Source organism: Pseudomonas sp. HMWF006, assembly GCF_003061205.1.
Lineage (GTDB): Bacteria > Pseudomonadota > Gammaproteobacteria > Pseudomonadales > Pseudomonadaceae > Aquipseudomonas > Aquipseudomonas monsensis.
Map to the genome: position 1 here is coordinate 1,360 of NZ_QAIU01000453.1, position 16,346 is coordinate 17,705.

The following is a 16,346-nucleotide window of genomic DNA, read 5'->3' on the forward strand; positions in this document are numbered from 1 at the left end:
TTATGACGATCCGGAACACCCGGTTCGGGCACACCCGGTTGCGGGTATTCATGCGCTGGACAACATCACGGTCAACGACATTCTGGTGCCACGCAGTGACGTCGACGGCATCAACCTCGACGACTCGATCGAAGAAATCATCGAACAGCTGCGGCATAACAAGCGCACGCGCCTGCCGGTGTTCCACAGCGACATCAATCAGGTCGAAGCGGTGCTCAATACCCGGCAGATCCGCCATTTGCTCAACGATGGCAGCCTGACCCGCGAAGCGCTGCTGGCCGCCAGTTATGAGCCGTACTTCGTGCCGGAAAGCACGCCACTGCAGCTGCAATTATTGAACTTCCACAAGCAGCAGCGCCGTCTGGGCATGGTGGTGGATGAGTACGGTGAAGTGCTGGGCATCGTCACTCTGGAAGACATTCTCGAAGAGATCGTCGGCGAATTCGAAAGCGAGCACAGCCTCGACAACCCGCACATTCATCCGCAGGCGGATGGGCGGATGGTGATCGACGGCACCGCGTCAATCCGTGAGCTGAACAAATGCCTGGGCTGGCATTTGCCGAGCGATGGACCGAAGACGCTGAATGGTCTGGTGACCGAGGCGTTGGAGACGATTCCCGAGAGCGCGGTTTGCTTGAAGATCGGACGTTATCGCCTGGAGATTCTCGAGACCGAAGAGAACCGGGTGAGCAAGGTGTTGATCTGGCATACGAGCCTGGTGCCGGCCAAGATTTAAAGCTTTTATGGCGAGGGCGCTTGCGACCTCGCCACAGAATCACTGGACTGCAGATTGCGGTGATTTTTTATCCCTCTTGTTTGATCGTTAGCCCGCTTCCTATAATCAAGCCGCTTACCCAAGCACCGCCAAACCTCGTGCTTACCCCGCACCCGAAAGGTTTCGGCCATTTCCTCTGCATTCCGGCGACTGTTCCTACCTGAAACAGCGACCGCGCCTCATCCCACATCCCTGGGTGCTCGACCATAATAATTCGCTCCAATGGAGCTCATGACTGTCAGGGATCACCGCATGACAACCAGCACCGCTTACAGCGCCACCGCGCCTGCCCAACCGACCAACTCCGCCACCCGCGTGGCCACGGCGAGTTTTATCGGCACGGCCATCGAGTTCTATGACTTCTACGTTTACGCCACCGCTGCCGCCCTGGTGATCGGGCCGGTGTTCTTTCCACAGACCTCCGGCACCGCGCAGATGCTCTCGGCGTTTCTCACGTTCGGCATCGCCTTCCTCGCCCGCCCGCTGGGCTCAGCGCTGTTCGGCCATTTCGGTGACCGTATCGGACGCAAATCGACGCTGGTCGCTTCTTTGCTGCTGATGGGTGTCTGTACGACGCTGATCGGCGTGCTGCCGGGTTACGCCAGCATCGGGGCCTGGGCGCCGATTCTGCTGTGCGTGCTGCGTTTCGGTCAGGGCCTGGGCCTGGGCGGCGAATGGGGTGGGGCGGCGCTGCTGGCGACGGAAAACGCACCGAAAGGCAAACGGGCGTGGTTCGGCATGTTCCCGCAGCTCGGCCCGTCGATTGGTTTCCTCGCCGCCAACGGCTTGTTTCTGACACTGGCCATGACCCTCAGCGATGAGCAATTCCGTAGTTGGGGCTGGCGGATTCCGTTTCTGCTCAGTGCGGCGCTGGTGATGGTCGGCCTGTACGTGCGCCTCAAGCTCCACGAAACCCCGGTGTTCGCCAACGCCATTGCCCGTCAGGAACGGGTGAAAGTGCCGCTGGTCGAGCTGTTCAGCCAGTATTGGGCGCCGACCCTGCTCGGTGCGGCGGCCATGGTGGTGTGCTACGCGCTGTTTTATATCTCGACCGTATTTTCCCTGAGCTACGGCGTGTCCACCCTCGGCTACAGCCGTGAGACGTTCCTAGGATTGCTGTGCTTTGCCGTGCTGTTCATGGCCGCAGCAACGCCGCTGTCCGCCTGGGCCAGCGACCGTTACGGGCGCAAACCGGTGCTGATCATTGGTGGCGTGCTGGCGATTCTGTCTGGCTTCCTGATGGAGCCGCTGCTGACTCAGGGCTCGACCTGGGGCGTGGCGCTGTTCCTGTGCATCGAGTTGTTCTTGATGGGCGTGACGTTTGCGCCAATGGGGGCGCTGTTGCCGGAGCTGTTTCCGACTCACGTGCGTTATACCGGCGCATCAGCCGCTTACAACCTGGGCGGAATCGTCGGCGCCTCGGCGGCACCGTTCTTCGCGCAGAAACTGGTGGCGATGGGCGGTTTGAGTTATGTCGGCGGGTATGTATCGGCGGCGGCAGTGCTTAGCCTGATAGCGGTGCTGTGCCTGAAGGAAACGCGTGGCAACGATCTGAATCAGGTTGCCTGACAGATCGCTATCGCGGGCAAGCCCCACAGGGTTCTCGGTTGATCGCACATTTTGTGCACAACCAAAAAACCTGTGGGAGCGGGCATGCCCGCGATAGACGCGCCTCGGTTTACAGCTCTACCACAACAGCCTGAGCAGCGCGGGTCGCCTTGGCTCGCGCAGCCTCGATCGACTCATCCCGCGCCAAGGCCACGCCCATGCGACGCTGACCATTGACCTCTGGCTTGCCGAACAGACGCAGCGCCGTATCCGGCTCGCTCAGCGCGGCGCCGAGGTTGGCGAAGGCAGTCTGGGTCGACTGCCCTTCCACCAGAATCACCGCCGAAGCCGAAGGGCCGAACTGACGGATCAGCGGCACCGGCAGGCCGAGAATGGCGCGTGCGTGCAGCGCAAACTGCGACAGGTCCTGGGAAATCAGGGTCACCAGACCGGTGTCATGCGGGCGCGGCGAAACTTCGCTGAACCACACCTGATCGCCCTTGATGAACAACTCGACGCCGAACAGACCACGACCACCCAGTGCTTCGGTGACCGCTTTGGCAACGCGCTCGGACTCGGCCAGGGCAATCGGGCTCATCGCCTGCGGCTGCCAGGACTCCTGATAGTCGCCCTTCTCCTGACGGTGACCGACAGGTGCACAGAACGTGGTGCCACCAATGTGGCGCACGGTCAGCAGGGTGATTTCGTAGTCGAAATCGATGAAGCCTTCAATGATCACCCGGCCCTTGCCGGCCCGGCCGCCTTCTTGCGCGTAATCCCAGGCTTTCTGCACATCATCGACGCTGCGCAGCAGGCTCTGGCCTTTGCCCGAAGAACTCATCACTGGCTTGACCACGCACGGGAAGCCCAGGTCCTCAACGGCTTTGCTGTAATCCTCGAAGGTGTCGGCAAAGTGGTACGGCGAGGTCGGCAGGTCCAGCTCTTCAGCGGCCAGACGACGGATACCTTCGCGGTTCATGGTCAGTTGCGCGGCACGGGCGGTCGGGATCACGGTGAAGCCTTCGGCTTCCAGTTCGACCAGGGTGGCGGTGGCGATGGCTTCGATTTCCGGCACGATGAAGTGCGGCTTCTCGGCCTCGATCACCGCACGCAGGGCAGCACCGTCGAGCATGTTGATCACGTGGCTGCGGTGGGCAACCTGCATGGCCGGCGCGTTGGCGTAACGGTCGACGGCAATCACTTCAACGCCCAGGCGTTGCAGCTCGATCACCACTTCCTTGCCCAACTCACCACAGCCACACAGCAATACGCGGGTCGCGGTCGGCGACAATGGAGTTCCGATACGGGTCATCTCAGGTCCTCAAAGAAGCGGATCATCGAGGAAAGCAACGCCAGACGCGCTTTCCATGGGGAGAAAGCGCGGCATTTTACATGAACCCGAGGGTTTGGCTTCAGCTGGCGACAGCCTGTTTGCGCTCGCGCCAGGCCATGATCAGCCAAACGGCGGTGACACCGGCGAACTTCGAGGCCAACGCGGTGATGATCACCGGCGGAGTCATCAGGTCGATCATGCCGAAGAAGATGAAAGTATCGAGGGGAATGCTCAACGCCGAGCTGATCCACAAGCGGTCGCGCAGCGGGCGTTTGGTGATGCTGAACACCAGCCAGTCGATGATTTCGGACACCGCGAACGCGGTGGCGCTGGCCAGGGCAATGGATGGATCGGACGTCACGTAAGACAGCACCAGCGCCGCCAGCATCGCCACGAGGGCGCCGTGGCCGAAACGGGCCTGCACCATGTCGCGCAACACAAACACCAGGCCACCCCAGGCCGACCAGATGATGTCCAGGTGCGGCGCGGTGGAGAAGGCGAAATTGATCAGCACGACGCTGCTGATGTAGGCGATGAGGAAAATCATGGGGGGCGACCTGTCAGATTGGCGCACAGGTTACTTCAGAGATTGTTGTGGGCCAATAAGAAGTAGCGGCTGTGCGGGCCTCTTCGCGAGCAAGCTCGCTCCCACAGTGGAATGCATTTCAAATGTGGGAGCGAGCTTGCTCGCGAAGACGGCCGGTCAGGCGCCTGATTTTCCGGGAATCATCCACACCAACCCACTCGCCTTCGCCCGCTCATGACACAACCCCAGCACCACGCGGCGCTCGTCATTGGTCATGCGCCCCCAGCGAGTGATCTCCGCGACCGTACGTTGGCAGCCAGTACAAATGTCGTCCTCATCCAGCGCACAAATATTCACGCATGGCGAAGCGACGGGTCTTTCGGGTGTGTTCATTCTTCTTGCTCAACCAGATCACGCGCGTAACGCTGTGCATTGTGCACATAGTGTGCGGCGCTGGCTTCGAGCATCTTCTTCTGCGGCTCGGTCAGCTCACGCACCACCTTGCCCGGCGAGCCCATCACCAGCGAACCATCAGGGATTTCCTTGCCTTCGCTAATCAGCGAATTGGCGCCGATGATGCAGTTCTTGCCGATCTTTGCGCCGTTGAGGATCACCGCGTTAATGCCGATCAGGCTGTAATCGCCAACGGTGCAGCCATGCAGCATGGCGTTATGACCGATGGTCACGCCGGTGCCAATGGTCAGCGGAAAGCCCATGTCGGTGTGCATCACCGTGCCGTCCTGAACGTTACTGTTCTTGCCGATCAGGATCAGTTCGTTATCACCGCGCAGCACGGCGTTGAACCAGACGTTGGCGCCCTCTTCCAGTCTGACCTTGCCCACCAGCACGGCATTGGGCGCGACCCAGCTCTGTGGATGGGTGTCGACACGGGCGTCGCCCAGGCGGTATTTCATCGTGTTTTTCCTCAGGGCCGGGCCATTCGAGCGATGGCTTCAGGGGTGTTTCACGTATTCAAAAATGTTTTGGGCGGTTGATGCAGGCTGATCCTGGCGTCATAGAGCAGGTTGATCAACTCGACGATCATGATCGCCGTCAGCCCCCAGATCTTGTACTCGCCAAACCGATAGCTCGGCACGTACCAGCTGCGCCCCTGGTAGTCGATGCGATGGGTGTGCTCGCGGGGATCTTTGCGGAAGAACTCGAGGGGGACAGTGAAAACGGCAGCAATCTCGGCGTCGTTGGCCAGGTACTCGACATAGTCGGGAATTACGCCGACATAGGGCGTGACCTTGATGCCATGCAAGGAGATCAGCGGGCTCAGGGGACCAATGACTTCGACCAGTCCGGGGGGCAGGCCGATTTCTTCTTCGGCTTCACGCAGGGCGGTAAAGATCAGGTCCGGGTCCTCCGGATCGCGGCGTCCACCGGGGAAGGCGACTTCGCCGCCATGGGTCGACAGCCCGCTGGCCCGCAGGGTCAGGACCAGTTCCGGCTCGTCACTGCGGGTGATCGGCACCAGCACGGCGGCCTCGGGGAAACGTTTATCGGTCTCCAGCGTGCGCGGTGTGTGGTTACTTACCCTATGCAGTAGCTCATCCAGCATGAGTGTTCTCGATCTGTGCCTTACCCTGCATCATGCACCAATCAATGCGCGTGCCCAAGCCCCCGAATCTCGCCATGTCGCGAAACGACAACTTGCCGACCAGCCTCGCTGCACGCCAAGATAGGCGCAGCATTCAGGAACCCGAGTATGAAATTTTGCAGCCAGTGCGGTAACCCGGTCACCCAGCGCATTCCCGAAGGCGATTCGCGGCTGCGATTTGTCTGTGACAGCTGTCAGACCATTCACTACCAGAACCCCAATATCGTCGCCGGGTGCGTACCGACCTGGGGCACGAAAGTGCTGCTCTGCCGCCGCGCCATCGAGCCGCGCCTCGGCTACTGGACGTTGCCGGCGGGTTTCATGGAAAACGGCGAGACCATCGAGCAGGCCGCCATCCGCGAAACCGCCGAGGAAGCCTGCGCCCGGGTACGCAACTTGAGTATCTACACCCTGATCGACGTGCCACACATCAGCCAGGTGCATGTGTTCTTTCGCGCCGAACTGGTGGATATGGACTTCGCCGCCGGCCCCGAGAGCCTCGAAGTGCAACTATTCGACGAAGCCGACATTCCCTGGGACGAGCTGGCTTTCCGCACGGTGGGGCGTACCTTAGAATGCTTCTTCGCTGATCGGCGCGCCGAAACCTACCCGGTTCGTTCCGAATCGATACCGCCGTTGACTCAGCCTGCGATCACCTGAGCTTCTATTAATAAAATATCTGCGTCACTCCCTGGGGAATTGTTTCAATGCGCTGGTTGTTTGCTCTGTTTTGCCTGTCGTTCGTCTCAGTCTCCCAAGCGTCTTTCGTGACCACCGTGACGCCGTCGAATAGCCCGATGATCGAAAAAATCCTGGTGCTCAAATCGGCGCATCAACTGCAGCTGATTGCCGACGGCAAGCCGATCAAGACCTATCGCATTTCCCTGGGCAAGGGCGCGAAGAAGGGTCCGAAGCTGATTGAAGGCGACAAACGCACCCCGGAAGGTTTCTATTGGATCGACTGGCGCAAGGTCAGCGAAAAATTCAACCTGGCGATGCACATCTCCTACCCGAACATCAGCGATTCGGCGCGCGCCCGGCGTGAAGGTGTCGAGCCTGGCGGGATGATCATGATCCACGGCACCCCGGATTCGGAAGAAACCCCCGAAGACCTGTTCCACACCCTGGACTGGACCGACGGCTGCATCGCCATGCGCAACATGGACATGCGCGAAGTCTGGGGCCTGGTGCCGGACGGTACGATGATCGAGATTCGCCCGTAACCAGCAACCGCTGGTCACCCACAAAAAAATAAATCAAAAGATCGCAGCCAGCGGCAGCGCCTACAGGGTTGATACCACTTCCCACTGTAGGCGCTGCCGCAGACTGCGATTTTTTGCTTTTTGCACGCCACCTCTAATACCACTTCAAGACAACCCAGCCATAACCCGCCATTTCATTGGGGCACAGGTCAATTCCGTGCGTTGACATGGTATTCAAGTGGTATTAATTTCCGCCCCACAAGCGAGCCACAACAATCCAATACTCGCACCGGAAATGACCTGCATGAATGACCTCCAGGCCCTACGCCCGAATGACTCCCAGCCGACGCCGCTGTACCTGCAGCTGGCGCGCAATCTAGAAGCAGCGATCCATGCCGGGCAGTGGAAGGCCGAACAGGCGATGCCGTCAGAGCGCAACCTCAGCGAGCAGCTCGGTATCTCCCGGGTCACCGCCCGCAAGGCGCTGGAAGTGCTGCTCGATCAAGGTCTGATCCGCCGCCTGCAAGGTTCCGGCACCTTCATCACGCCGCGCCTCGAACAGCCGCTGTCGCGCCTTTCGGGCTTCAGCGAAATGCTCCGCCTCAAGGGGTTTGTACCCAGCTCGCAGTGGCTGGAACGCGAAATCACCCTGCCGACCCACGAAGAACTGATCCGCCTGAGCCTGTCGCCGAACGACAAAGTGGCGCGCATGAAACGCCTGCGCAAGGCCGACGACACCGTGATGGCCATCGAAATGAGCACCCTGCCCGCCTCGATCATGCCCAAGCCGCAATTGGTCGGCGATTCGCTCTACGAATACCTCGACGGCATTGGCAAACCGATCGTCCGCGCCCTGCAGCACATCCAGGCGATCAACGCCTCGGACGAGTTCGCCGCATTGGTCGGTATCGCACCCGGCACCGCCATGTTGTTGATGACCCGGGTCGGCTACCTCGAAGACAACACGCCGATCGAAGTCACCGACACCTATTGCCGCAACGACTACTACGACTTTGTTGCAGAGCTTCGTCGATAAAAAGCTTCGTAGATCAAGAGCTGCGCCGCTGAGAGCGGCCCAAAGCGAGAACCGAAATGTCCGAAGACAACATCCTCACCGCTCACGGCTGGGTTCGCGGCCGGCTGATCCACGAACACGGCAAAGTCGTGTCGATCGAAGGCGTGCCCTGCGATCCGGCCGACAATGACCTGCCCTATCTGTTGCCGGGTTTTATCGACCTGCACGTTCACGGCGGTGGCGGCAAAGACATCATGGAAGGTGCCAGCGCCTTCGAAACCATCACCCGCACCCATGTGCGCTTCGGCACCACTTCGCTGCTGGCCACCACCATGACTGCGCCGAGCGCGGAGATCTCCAGCGTCCTCAAGGATGTCGGAACATTCTGCGAACAACGTCCGAAAGGTGCCGCCCGCGTCCTCGGCGTACACCTCGAAGGCCCGTACATCAATCCGGGAAAACTCGGCGCGCAACCGAATTTCGCCCACACCGCATTGATGGCCGAAGTCGAAGAATACCTGACGCTGGCGCCAATCCGGGTGATCACCATCGCCCCGGAAATCGCCGGCCACGACGGATTGATTCGTGAACTGAGCAGCCGCGGCATCCGCATGCAGATCGGCCACACCCTCGGCAGCTACGAAGAAGGCGTCGCCGCCCTCGATGCCGGCGCGACCAGTTTCACCCATTTGTATAACGCCATGAGCCCGCTGCATCACCGCGAGCCGGGCATCGTTGGCGCCGCATTGGCCCACGCCAAATTCGCCGAGCTGATCCCGGACTTGCTGCACGTTCACCCCGGTGCGATCCGCGTGGCCTTGCGTTCGATCCCGTGCCTGTACTGCGTCACCGATTCGACCGCTGCCGCCGGCATGCCCGACGGTGAATACAAGCTCGGCAGCCACACCGTGACCAAATGCCTGGGCGGCGTGCGCCTGCCCGACGGCACGCTGGCCGGCAGCACCCTGACCATGGATCAAGCGCTGCGCAACCTGGTGAAGATCGGTTTGCCGATCGCCGAGGCCTCGCAACGCCTGTCGCAATTTCCCGCCGACTACCTCGGCATCACTGAACGCGGGCGCCTCGAACCAGGCGCCTGGGCCGACTGCGTGCGGCTGGATCGCTCACTCACACTGACCGCCGTCATGGTCGAAGGAGAAGACATTGACTTCAAAAATGCTTGAAGAGGCGCTGTCCTCGTTCGAGGCCGTGCAAGCCCAACTGCAACAGCTCGACCCACAGATGATCGAGATCGCCGGGCGCCTGCGTCGTCAGCCGCCACAAGTGGCGATGACTGTCGCGCGCGGCAGCTCCGACCATGCGGCGAGCTACTTCGCCTACCTCACGATGCAGCAACTGGGTGTGCCGGTGGCGTCGTTGCCGATGTCGGTGGTGACCATGCAGCAGGCGCCACTGAAGGTCAGCGGTCAGGTCGCCTTCGCGTTTTCGCAGTCGGGGCAGAGCCCGGATCTGGTCAACAGCCTGCGTCTGTTGCGCAAGCGTGGCGCACTGAGCGTGTCGATGGTCAACGCCGCCGATTCGCCACTGGAAGCGGCCTGTGAATTCAGCCTGCCGTTGCTCGCCGGTATCGAAAGCAGCGTCGCCGCGACCAAGAGTTTCATCGCCACCCTAAGCGCCAGCGCCCGACTGATCGCGCACTGGAAAGAAGACCGCGAACTGCTCGAAGCCGGCAACGCTCTGCCCGAAGGCCTGCGTGAAGCGGCGCAACAGGACTGGAGCATGGCCATCGACGCACTGCGCGACTGCGAACGACTGATGGTGATTGGCCGCGGCGCCGGTTTTGCCATCGCCCAGGAAGCCGCGCTGAAATTCAAGGAAACCTCGGCGATTCAGGCCGAAGCGTTCAGCAGCGCCGAAGTCCGTCACGGTCCGATGGCACTGATCGACGAACACTACCCGCTGCTGGTCTTCGCTCCGCGCGGTGCCGAGCAGGCCGGTCTGATCAGTCTGGCGGCGGAAATGCGCCAGCGCGGCGCCCGTGTATTGCTCGCCGCGCCGGACGACGTCCTCGATCGCGACCTGACCCTGAGCCGCGCCGAACACCCGGCCCTCGATCCGATTCTGGCGATCCAGAGTTTCTACGTGATGGCCGCCGGCCTCGCCGTGGCCCGCGGCATGGACCCGGATCAGCCGCGCCATCTGAGCAAAGTGACCCGCACGCACTAAGTCCGAATGACTGCACACCTGATGAGACCGAGCCATGCACAACAACAATAAAGAGCTGACCCTCAGCGCCCCGCTCAGCGGCCCGGTGCTCACGCTCGCCAAAGTCCCGGACACGGTATTCGCCAGTGGCGCGATGGGTGACGGCATCGCCATCGACCCGTTGAACGACACTCTGTATTCGCCGTGCGCCGGGCTGATCATCCACGTCGCGCGCACCGGTCACGCGTTGACAGTACGCGCCGACAACGGCGCGGAAATCCTTCTGCACCTGGGCCTCGACACCGTTGAACTGAACGGCGAAGGCTTCTCGATGCTGGTCAAGGACGGCACCCGTGTCAGCAAGGGCCAACCGTTGTTGCGCTACGACCTGGACAAGGTCGGCCAGCAATGCAAAAGCCTGGTCAGCCTGTTGATCCTGACCAACAGTCAAGACTTCGAGGTTCGCCCGATCACCCTCAAAGCGGTGAAGGTCGGCGACCCGTTGCTGCACATCATTGCCCGCAACAGTGCGGCAGCGAATGTTGAAGAACCTGGCGGGACTGAGGTGCATGGGCAGGTGTCGGTGGCGCATCGTGGCGGTTTGCATGCACGCCCGGCCGCGCTGATTCGGCAGACTGCGCAAGGTTTCAAAAGCCACTCGCAGTTGCACTTCGCCGGCAAATCGGCGCCGTGCAACAGCCTGATCGGTTTGATGGGCCTGGCGGTTGGCGAACAGGACGAAGTGCACGTCAGTTGTCAGGGGCCGGATGCCGAAGCGGCGTTGCAAGCGTTGCTCAGCGCGCTGGCCACGGCGCTGCCGGATGATCATCACGCGGCGGCGCCGGTCAGTGTTGCCACTCTTAAGCGCCCGCCCGAGGCTGGCGTGCTGCACGGTGTATGTGCTGCGCCGGGACTGGTTGGCGGGCCGCTGTTTCGCCTGAACACGATCAGTTTGCCGGCGGATGCGGGCAATCATGATCCGCTGCAGCAACAGCAGGTGCTCGACGCGGCGCTGAATCAGGTGCGCAGCGAAATCGACGCCACCCTCGCGCAAGCGAAAAAACACAAGAATGTTGACGAAGAGGCGATCTTCGCCGCGCATCTGGCGCTGCTCGAAGACCCGGCCCTGCTCGACGCTGCGCAGCATTCCATCGTTCAAGGCGCAGCGGCGACTCACGCCTGGAGCCAGTCGATCGATGCCCAGTGCGAGGTGCTGCAACGCACCGGCAGCGCGCTGCTGGCCGAACGGGCCAATGACCTGCGCGACCTCAAGCAACGCGTGCTGCGCGCGCTGCTCGGCGAAGCCTGGCATTACGAGGTGCCGGCCGGTGCCATCGTCGCTGCGCATGAACTGACGCCGTCGGATCTGCTGCAACTCAGCGCCCAGGGTGTTGCCGGTTTGTGCATGGCCGCAGGCGGCGCGACGTCGCACGTGGCGATTCTGGCTCGCGGCAAAGGTTTGCCGTGCATGGTGGCTCTGGGTTCGGCACTGCTTGATCAGCCGCAAGGTCAATCGGTCGTGCTTGATGCCGACGGTGGTCGCCTGGAACTGTCCCCCAACGCTGAACGCTTGGCTGCAGTTCAGCAGGCGCAGATCGACCGCCAACAACGTCGCGACGCGCAACAAGCCAAGGCTAACCTGCCTGCCGAAACCCGGAATGGCGTGCACATCGAAGTCGTCGCCAATGTCGCCTCCAGCGGTGAAGCGGCAGATGCCTTTGCAAACGGCGCCGATGGCGTCGGCCTGCTGCGGACTGAGTTTTTGTTCGTCGATCGTCAGACCGCGCCGGATGTCGAAGAACAGCGTGCGGCCTATCAAGGCGTATGGGATGCGATGGGCGAACACTCGGTGATCATCCGCACCATCGACGTCGGCGGCGACAAGCAACTCGACTACCTGCCGTTGCCAATTGAAGCCAACCCGGTGCTCGGCCTGCGTGGCATTCGTCTGGCTCAGGCGCGCCCGGAAATCCTCGATCAGCAACTGCGCGCACTGCTGCAAGTCAGCCCGCTGCGCCGCTGCCGGATCCTGCTGCCGATGGTCACCGAAGTCGACGAACTGCTGCACATTCGTGAGCGCGTCGATGCGTTGTGCCTGGAACTGAACATCAGCCAGCGCCCGGAAATCGGCGTGATGATCGAAGTCCCCGCCGCCGCGCTGCAAGCCGAACAACTCGCCGAACATGCCGACTTCCTCTCGATCGGCACCAACGATCTGTCGCAATACACCTTGGCCATGGACCGCGACCATGCCGGCCTCGCCGCCCGGGTCGATGCCTTGCACCCGGCGCTGCTGCGCCTGATCGCCATGACCTGCGCAGGCGCGGCCGTGCACAAGCGCTGGGTCGGCGTGTGCGGCGCCCTCGCCTCCGACCCGCTCGCGACGCCGGTACTGATCGGCCTGGGCGTGACGGAACTGTCGGTCAGCCCGGTGCAGATCGGTGAAATCAAGGACCGCGTGCGCCAGTTGCACGAGGCCGAATGCCAACGCCTCAGCCATGACCTGCTCAAACTGAACAGCGCCGCTGCGGTGCGTCACGCCTGCCACCAGCATTGGCCTCTGCACTAACAACAAGCTCTCTATAAAGAGCAGGGAGAAGCACCATGTATCAACTCTTCATCGAAGGCCTGCAGCGCCTCGGCCGTGCGCTGATGCTGCCGATCGCGATCCTGCCGATTGCCGGCCTGCTGCTGCGCCTGGGTGACACCGACCTGCTGAACATCGCGATCATCCACGACGCCGGTCAGGTGATCTTCGCCAACCTGGCGATGATCTTCGCCATCGGCATCGCCGTCGGTTTCGCCAAGGACAACAACGGCACCGCCGGTCTGGCCGGGGTGATCGGTTATCTGGTGATGATCTCCACCCTCAAGGTGCTCGACGCGAGCATCAACATGGGCATGCTCGCCGGGATCGTCAGCGGCCTGATGGCCGGCGCGCTGTACAACCGCTTCAAGGACATCAAGTTGCCGGAATACCTGGCGTTCTTCGGTGGCCGGCGGTTTGTGCCGATTGTCACTGGCTTCGCCGCCGTCGGTTTGGGCGTGGTGTTCGGCTACATCTGGCCGCCGATCCAGCACGGCATCAACGCTTTTGGTGCGCTGATGATGGAAAGCGGCAGCATCGGCGCGTTCGTGTTTGGCGTGTTCAACCGCCTGCTGATCGTTACTGGCCTGCACCACATCCTCAACAACATGGCGTGGTTCGTGTTCGGCAACTTCACCGATCCAACGACCGGTGCTCTGGTGACGGGTGACCTGTCGCGCTACTTCGCCGGCGACCCGAAGGGCGGCCAGTTCATGACCGGCATGTTCCCGATGATGATCTTCGGCCTGCCCGCCGCGTGTCTAGCGATGTACCGCAACGCCCTGCCGGAGCGGCGCAAGGTCATGGGCGGGATCTTCCTGTCGATGGCGCTGACATCATTCCTGACCGGGGTGACCGAGCCGATCGAATTCGCCTTCATGTTTTTGGCGCCGCTGCTGTATCTGCTGCATGCGCTGCTGACCGGGTTGTCGATGGCGATCACCAATGCGCTGAACATCCATTTGGGTTTTACCTTCTCTGGCGGCTTCATCGACATGGTGCTGGGTTGGGGGCGCTCGACCAATGGCTGGTTGGTGATTCCGGTCGGGCTGGCTTACGCCGTGGTGTATTACGCGGTGTTTGATTTCTGCATTCGTCGCTTCAATTTGAAGACGCCGGGGCGTGAGGATGTGGCGACGGCTGAAAAAGCGGTTTTCGCGGAAAACGAACGCGCCGGGGCTTACATCAAGGCACTCGGTGGTGCAGACAACCTTGTGACTGTCGGTGCCTGCACTACGCGGTTGCGACTGGAAATGGTGGATCGCAACAAAGCGTCCGATGCAGACCTGAAAGCGTTGGGTGCGATGGCCGTTGTGCGTCCGGGCAAGGGTGGCAGTTTGCAGGTGGTGGTCGGTCCGCTGGCCGACAGCATTGCTGATGAGATTCGCCTGGCGATGCCGGCGTTGGGGCGTGCGGTTCTTGCTGAACCTGTTGCGGTTGTCGAAGAGCCGAAAGCGGTTGTGGTCGCAGGCACCGAAGCTCAGCAATGGCTGAATGCGCTGGGTGGTGGCGACAACGTGCTGCAACTGGATTGCATTGCCATGAGCCGGATTCGCTTGCTGTTGGCGGATGGCAAGGCGTTGTCCGAGGCGCAGCTGAAAGAGTTGGGTTGTCAGGGTGTCAGCCAGTTGGAGGGTGGGGTTTGGCATTTGCTGGTGGGGGATAAGGCGGCGAGTTTGAGTGGAGCGCTGGAGGCGTTGGTCAATCGCAGCGAGGTCAGTGCCAAGGTCTGAGCCTTTGCATCAGGCTCTACTCGAAACAACTGATACAAAAAACCCGGCGTTGGCCGGGTTTTTTCATGCTGCTCAAGTTCAGGGCATTCTTGCGCGCTGTTCCGCCTCGTAATGCCGAGTCTGGTACGGCATGAGCGCCTGAATCTTCAAACCCAGACTTTCCGTCAAACCCCAAGCAACCGCCAACTCGTCGCGGCGATTGCGTAATAAAACAGCTGGTTGAGAAACGACATGTTGCTTGGGTGTTTTGGCGTTGAAAAGCTCGAGTGCATGGAGCGTTTCCAACACGCGGCTATCCGATACACATGCGAAACGCGTAAATCGCTCCAGCAGATAAGCCGCTCGCCGCAGCTCGACTTCATCGCTGTGAAACTTGAGAAATGTTGATATCTCACTCTCAAGATCGGATTTTGAATACCAGACCTCTTTGGCTGCATCGACCAGCGCCGTCCCATCCGCTTGATCCAGCGGTCTTCTGACCAACGTATCCAATGCCGAAGAAAGGACATGATCATCAAGAGAGTTCGACATCTGGTTCCTCCAGGTAGTCCTGCAAGATATTGAAGAGCACTGAGGCAGGTTGCTCTTTGTTGCCAACATATACATCAATTGCTTGCAATGCCAGACGCCGGAAATCACTCGTCAGAATGAAACCGGCTCTAAGAAGCGCCTTGATGTCCGCAACGTCGTGATCGGTAGCCCTGCCAAGTTTTGTAATTGCAATATCCACCGGAGCAGCGATGTGAATCTGGAGCGGGGACGTCTCCGGAAACTCAGTCATGGGAATACTTCGCACCCAGTAGTCTTCATGGATCGGGCCAAAACTAGTGTTGTATTGAAGGTCGTAGTTCAGCTCCATCACTCGAGCGGAGCGTTCGTCGATAAAAGGCTCCGGAACTTGAGCAAGAAGCGCTTGAAGGTCGAACCCTGGCGGAAGGCAAGCTTCATAAATCTCCGCATCGACATCCATGGAAATACGATGATTTGTGTAGAGATGTACGGCGCAACCACCAAAGACGATGATTTTGACTGCCCCCGGATCGGCATTTTCCTGCGTCAATTCTGCTTCGACTGATTTGAACATCGAAACCAATGCCTTCCCCAATGCAGTATTCGTGTTGATACGGGGAGTGACTACGGGCAGCAATTCCATTTTTGAACCTCAGAGTCATGTCGATGGCTAAAGCGACGCAACTTGTTGCCCTGCTCGCTGTTTGCCAGAGACAGATCAAGGTATGGATGCGACTTCCGAGGGACAACCTGAAAGAGTGGTAGGAAAATTCCCCGGTTTGATTGCGCTCTGAAACTTGTCTGACGCCTGTTAATGCCTCATCGCTGGCAAGCCAGCTCCCACAAGGGAATGCATTTCAATTGTGGGAGCCAGCCTGCTGGCGATGAACGATGACGCGGACGTCAGGTTTGTGGGTCGACTCGATCCAGCGCTCGGTTTACCGCCAGTTCGGCGAGCATGACGATTTGCTGGATGCCTAATACCGTGCTGCGCTGCGAACCGCTTAGCTCATTGGCGAAGTTGCTGGCGGCGGTGCTTGCCGAGGCTAACGATTCGCAGGCGTGGGCGAGCAGGCTTTCGGTGTCGACCTCTGGGCGGACCATGAACATGGTGCTCGGTCGGCAGGGCTTTGCGGGTTCGGGGCACAGGTAGAAGTCGAGGGCGCGCTTGATGGCTTCGCGGTTTCGGGTGAGGTCTTCGGCGCGGAGGGCTTCTTCGAGTGGGGTGGTGGTTTCGTGGGGTGGGTCGGGGATCAGTTTGTCCAAAGTTCAACTCCTGCTACTGCAAGTGGGGATGCCATCGTTCGCCGGATCTCACGCGGCGAAGAGGTGGCAGCTATGTGCAGGG

At 60.7% G+C, this 16,346-nt stretch carries 17 protein-coding genes; 9 read left to right on the top strand and 8 right to left on the bottom strand.

Annotation, left to right across the window (positions count from 1 at the left end):
* Positions 1-736 (top strand): transporter associated domain-containing protein (locus tag DBR24_RS32940; RefSeq protein ID WP_256591656.1); only part of this gene is annotated, 736 nt, incomplete at its 5' end.
* Positions 737-1,027: 291 nt separating this feature from the next.
* Entirely contained in the window at positions 1,028-2,344 is a 1,317-nt protein-coding gene (locus tag DBR24_RS19525) for an MFS transporter (RefSeq protein ID WP_128615563.1), read from the top strand.
* A gap of 109 nt (positions 2,345-2,453) precedes the next feature.
* Here the strand turns inward: DBR24_RS19525 and purT are convergent, their stop codons facing one another.
* The 5 genes from purT to DBR24_RS19550 all read right to left on the bottom strand — a co-directional run bounded on the left by purT (position 2,454) and on the right by DBR24_RS19550 (position 5,746).
* Positions 2,454-3,635, bottom strand: coding sequence for a formate-dependent phosphoribosylglycinamide formyltransferase (gene purT, locus DBR24_RS19530; protein ID WP_016986367.1), 1,182 nt, complete (start codon positions 3,633-3,635; stop codon positions 2,454-2,456).
* Between the two features lie 100 nt (positions 3,636-3,735).
* Positions 3,736-4,203, bottom strand: a complete 468-nt coding sequence (locus tag DBR24_RS19535) for a VUT family protein (protein WP_128615564.1) — start codon at positions 4,201-4,203, stop codon at positions 3,736-3,738.
* A 156-nt stretch (positions 4,204-4,359) separates the two neighbouring features.
* Positions 4,360-4,575 (bottom strand): DUF1289 domain-containing protein, encoded by a 216-nt coding sequence (locus DBR24_RS19540; protein WP_123451925.1) that lies wholly within the window; start codon positions 4,573-4,575, stop codon positions 4,360-4,362.
* Positions 4,572-5,096, bottom strand: coding sequence for a gamma carbonic anhydrase family protein (locus tag DBR24_RS19545; protein ID WP_128615565.1), 525 nt, complete (start codon positions 5,094-5,096; stop codon positions 4,572-4,574). The genes DBR24_RS19540 and DBR24_RS19545 overlap by 4 nt, the downstream gene beginning before the upstream one ends.
* Before the next feature lie 50 nt (positions 5,097-5,146).
* A complete protein-coding gene (locus tag DBR24_RS19550; protein WP_123464930.1) occupies positions 5,147-5,746 on the bottom strand; it encodes a CoA pyrophosphatase in 600 nt (199 codons plus the stop codon).
* Positions 5,747-5,893: 147 nt separating this feature from the next.
* Between DBR24_RS19550 and DBR24_RS19555 the strand changes: the two genes are divergently transcribed.
* The 7 genes from DBR24_RS19555 (at position 5,894) to nagE (ending at position 14,488) form a co-directional block, all read left to right on the top strand.
* Positions 5,894-6,445, top strand: coding sequence for an NUDIX hydrolase (locus tag DBR24_RS19555; protein ID WP_123464928.1), 552 nt, complete (start codon positions 5,894-5,896; stop codon positions 6,443-6,445).
* 47 nt (positions 6,446-6,492) lie between these two features.
* Positions 6,493-7,008 (top strand): murein L,D-transpeptidase family protein, encoded by a 516-nt coding sequence (locus DBR24_RS19560; protein ID WP_123464926.1) that lies wholly within the window; start codon positions 6,493-6,495, stop codon positions 7,006-7,008.
* Positions 7,009-7,291: 283 nt separating this feature from the next.
* Positions 7,292-8,023 (top strand): GntR family transcriptional regulator, encoded by a 732-nt coding sequence (locus DBR24_RS19565; protein WP_128615566.1) that lies wholly within the window; start codon positions 7,292-7,294, stop codon positions 8,021-8,023.
* A gap of 56 nt (positions 8,024-8,079) precedes the next feature.
* Positions 8,080-9,186, top strand: coding sequence for an N-acetylglucosamine-6-phosphate deacetylase (gene nagA, locus DBR24_RS19570; protein ID WP_128615567.1), 1,107 nt, complete (start codon positions 8,080-8,082; stop codon positions 9,184-9,186).
* On the top strand, positions 9,179-10,189 hold the full coding sequence (locus tag DBR24_RS19575) for an SIS domain-containing protein (protein ID WP_123464920.1): 1,011 nt from the start codon (positions 9,179-9,181) through the stop codon (positions 10,187-10,189). Before nagA ends, DBR24_RS19575 begins: the two co-directional genes overlap by 8 nt.
* 34 nt (positions 10,190-10,223) lie before the next feature.
* Positions 10,224-12,737 (top strand): phosphoenolpyruvate--protein phosphotransferase, encoded by a 2,514-nt coding sequence (ptsP, locus tag DBR24_RS19580; RefSeq protein WP_128615568.1) that lies wholly within the window; start codon positions 10,224-10,226, stop codon positions 12,735-12,737.
* 35 nt (positions 12,738-12,772) lie between these two features.
* A complete protein-coding gene (gene nagE, locus DBR24_RS19585) occupies positions 12,773-14,488 on the top strand; it encodes an N-acetylglucosamine-specific PTS transporter subunit IIBC (protein WP_123464916.1) in 1,716 nt (571 codons plus the stop codon).
* Between the two features lie 78 nt (positions 14,489-14,566).
* On the opposite strand, the gene DBR24_RS19590 is transcribed toward nagE, so the two are convergent.
* From DBR24_RS19590 to DBR24_RS19600, 3 genes are all read right to left on the bottom strand, one after another.
* Complete coding sequence (locus tag DBR24_RS19590) at positions 14,567-15,019, bottom strand: hypothetical protein (protein ID WP_128615569.1); 453 nt, start codon at positions 15,017-15,019, stop codon at positions 14,567-14,569.
* The gene (locus DBR24_RS19595; protein WP_177413067.1) at positions 15,003-15,641 is read right to left on the bottom strand and encodes a DUF6036 family nucleotidyltransferase; all 639 of its coding nucleotides are present in this window, start codon (positions 15,639-15,641) and stop codon (positions 15,003-15,005) included. Before DBR24_RS19595 ends, DBR24_RS19590 begins: the two co-directional genes overlap by 17 nt.
* Before the next feature lie 260 nt (positions 15,642-15,901).
* Complete coding sequence (locus tag DBR24_RS19600; RefSeq protein ID WP_128615570.1) at positions 15,902-16,264, bottom strand: DUF6124 family protein; 363 nt, start codon at positions 16,262-16,264, stop codon at positions 15,902-15,904.
* Positions 16,265-16,346 lie beyond the last annotated feature (82 nt).

What these genes read in the sequence shown, in the direction of transcription:
- DBR24_RS19525 (WP_128615563.1), top strand. Translation starts at nt 1,028, where the DNA reads ATGACAACCAGCACCGCTTACAGCGCCACCGCGCCTGCCCAACCGACC.
- purT (WP_016986367.1), bottom strand. Translation starts at nt 3,635, where the DNA reads ATGACCCGTATCGGAACTCCATTGTCGCCGACCGCGACCCGCGTATTG.
- DBR24_RS19535 (WP_128615564.1), bottom strand. Translation starts at nt 4,203, where the DNA reads ATGATTTTCCTCATCGCCTACATCAGCAGCGTCGTGCTGATCAATTTC.
- DBR24_RS19540 (WP_123451925.1), bottom strand. Translation starts at nt 4,575, where the DNA reads ATGAACACACCCGAAAGACCCGTCGCTTCGCCATGCGTGAATATTTGT.
- DBR24_RS19545 (WP_128615565.1), bottom strand. Translation starts at nt 5,096, where the DNA reads ATGAAATACCGCCTGGGCGACGCCCGTGTCGACACCCATCCACAGAGC.
- DBR24_RS19550 (WP_123464930.1), bottom strand. Translation starts at nt 5,746, where the DNA reads ATGCTGGATGAGCTACTGCATAGGGTAAGTAACCACACACCGCGCACG.
- DBR24_RS19555 (WP_123464928.1), top strand. Translation starts at nt 5,894, where the DNA reads ATGAAATTTTGCAGCCAGTGCGGTAACCCGGTCACCCAGCGCATTCCC.
- DBR24_RS19560 (WP_123464926.1), top strand. Translation starts at nt 6,493, where the DNA reads ATGCGCTGGTTGTTTGCTCTGTTTTGCCTGTCGTTCGTCTCAGTCTCC.
- DBR24_RS19565 (WP_128615566.1), top strand. Translation starts at nt 7,292, where the DNA reads ATGAATGACCTCCAGGCCCTACGCCCGAATGACTCCCAGCCGACGCCG.
- nagA (WP_128615567.1), top strand. Translation starts at nt 8,080, where the DNA reads ATGTCCGAAGACAACATCCTCACCGCTCACGGCTGGGTTCGCGGCCGG.
- DBR24_RS19575 (WP_123464920.1), top strand. Translation starts at nt 9,179, where the DNA reads ATGCTTGAAGAGGCGCTGTCCTCGTTCGAGGCCGTGCAAGCCCAACTG.
- ptsP (WP_128615568.1), top strand. Translation starts at nt 10,224, where the DNA reads ATGCACAACAACAATAAAGAGCTGACCCTCAGCGCCCCGCTCAGCGGC.
- nagE (WP_123464916.1), top strand. Translation starts at nt 12,773, where the DNA reads ATGTATCAACTCTTCATCGAAGGCCTGCAGCGCCTCGGCCGTGCGCTG.
- DBR24_RS19590 (WP_128615569.1), bottom strand. Translation starts at nt 15,019, where the DNA reads ATGTCGAACTCTCTTGATGATCATGTCCTTTCTTCGGCATTGGATACG.
- DBR24_RS19595 (WP_177413067.1), bottom strand. Translation starts at nt 15,641, where the DNA reads ATGGAATTGCTGCCCGTAGTCACTCCCCGTATCAACACGAATACTGCA.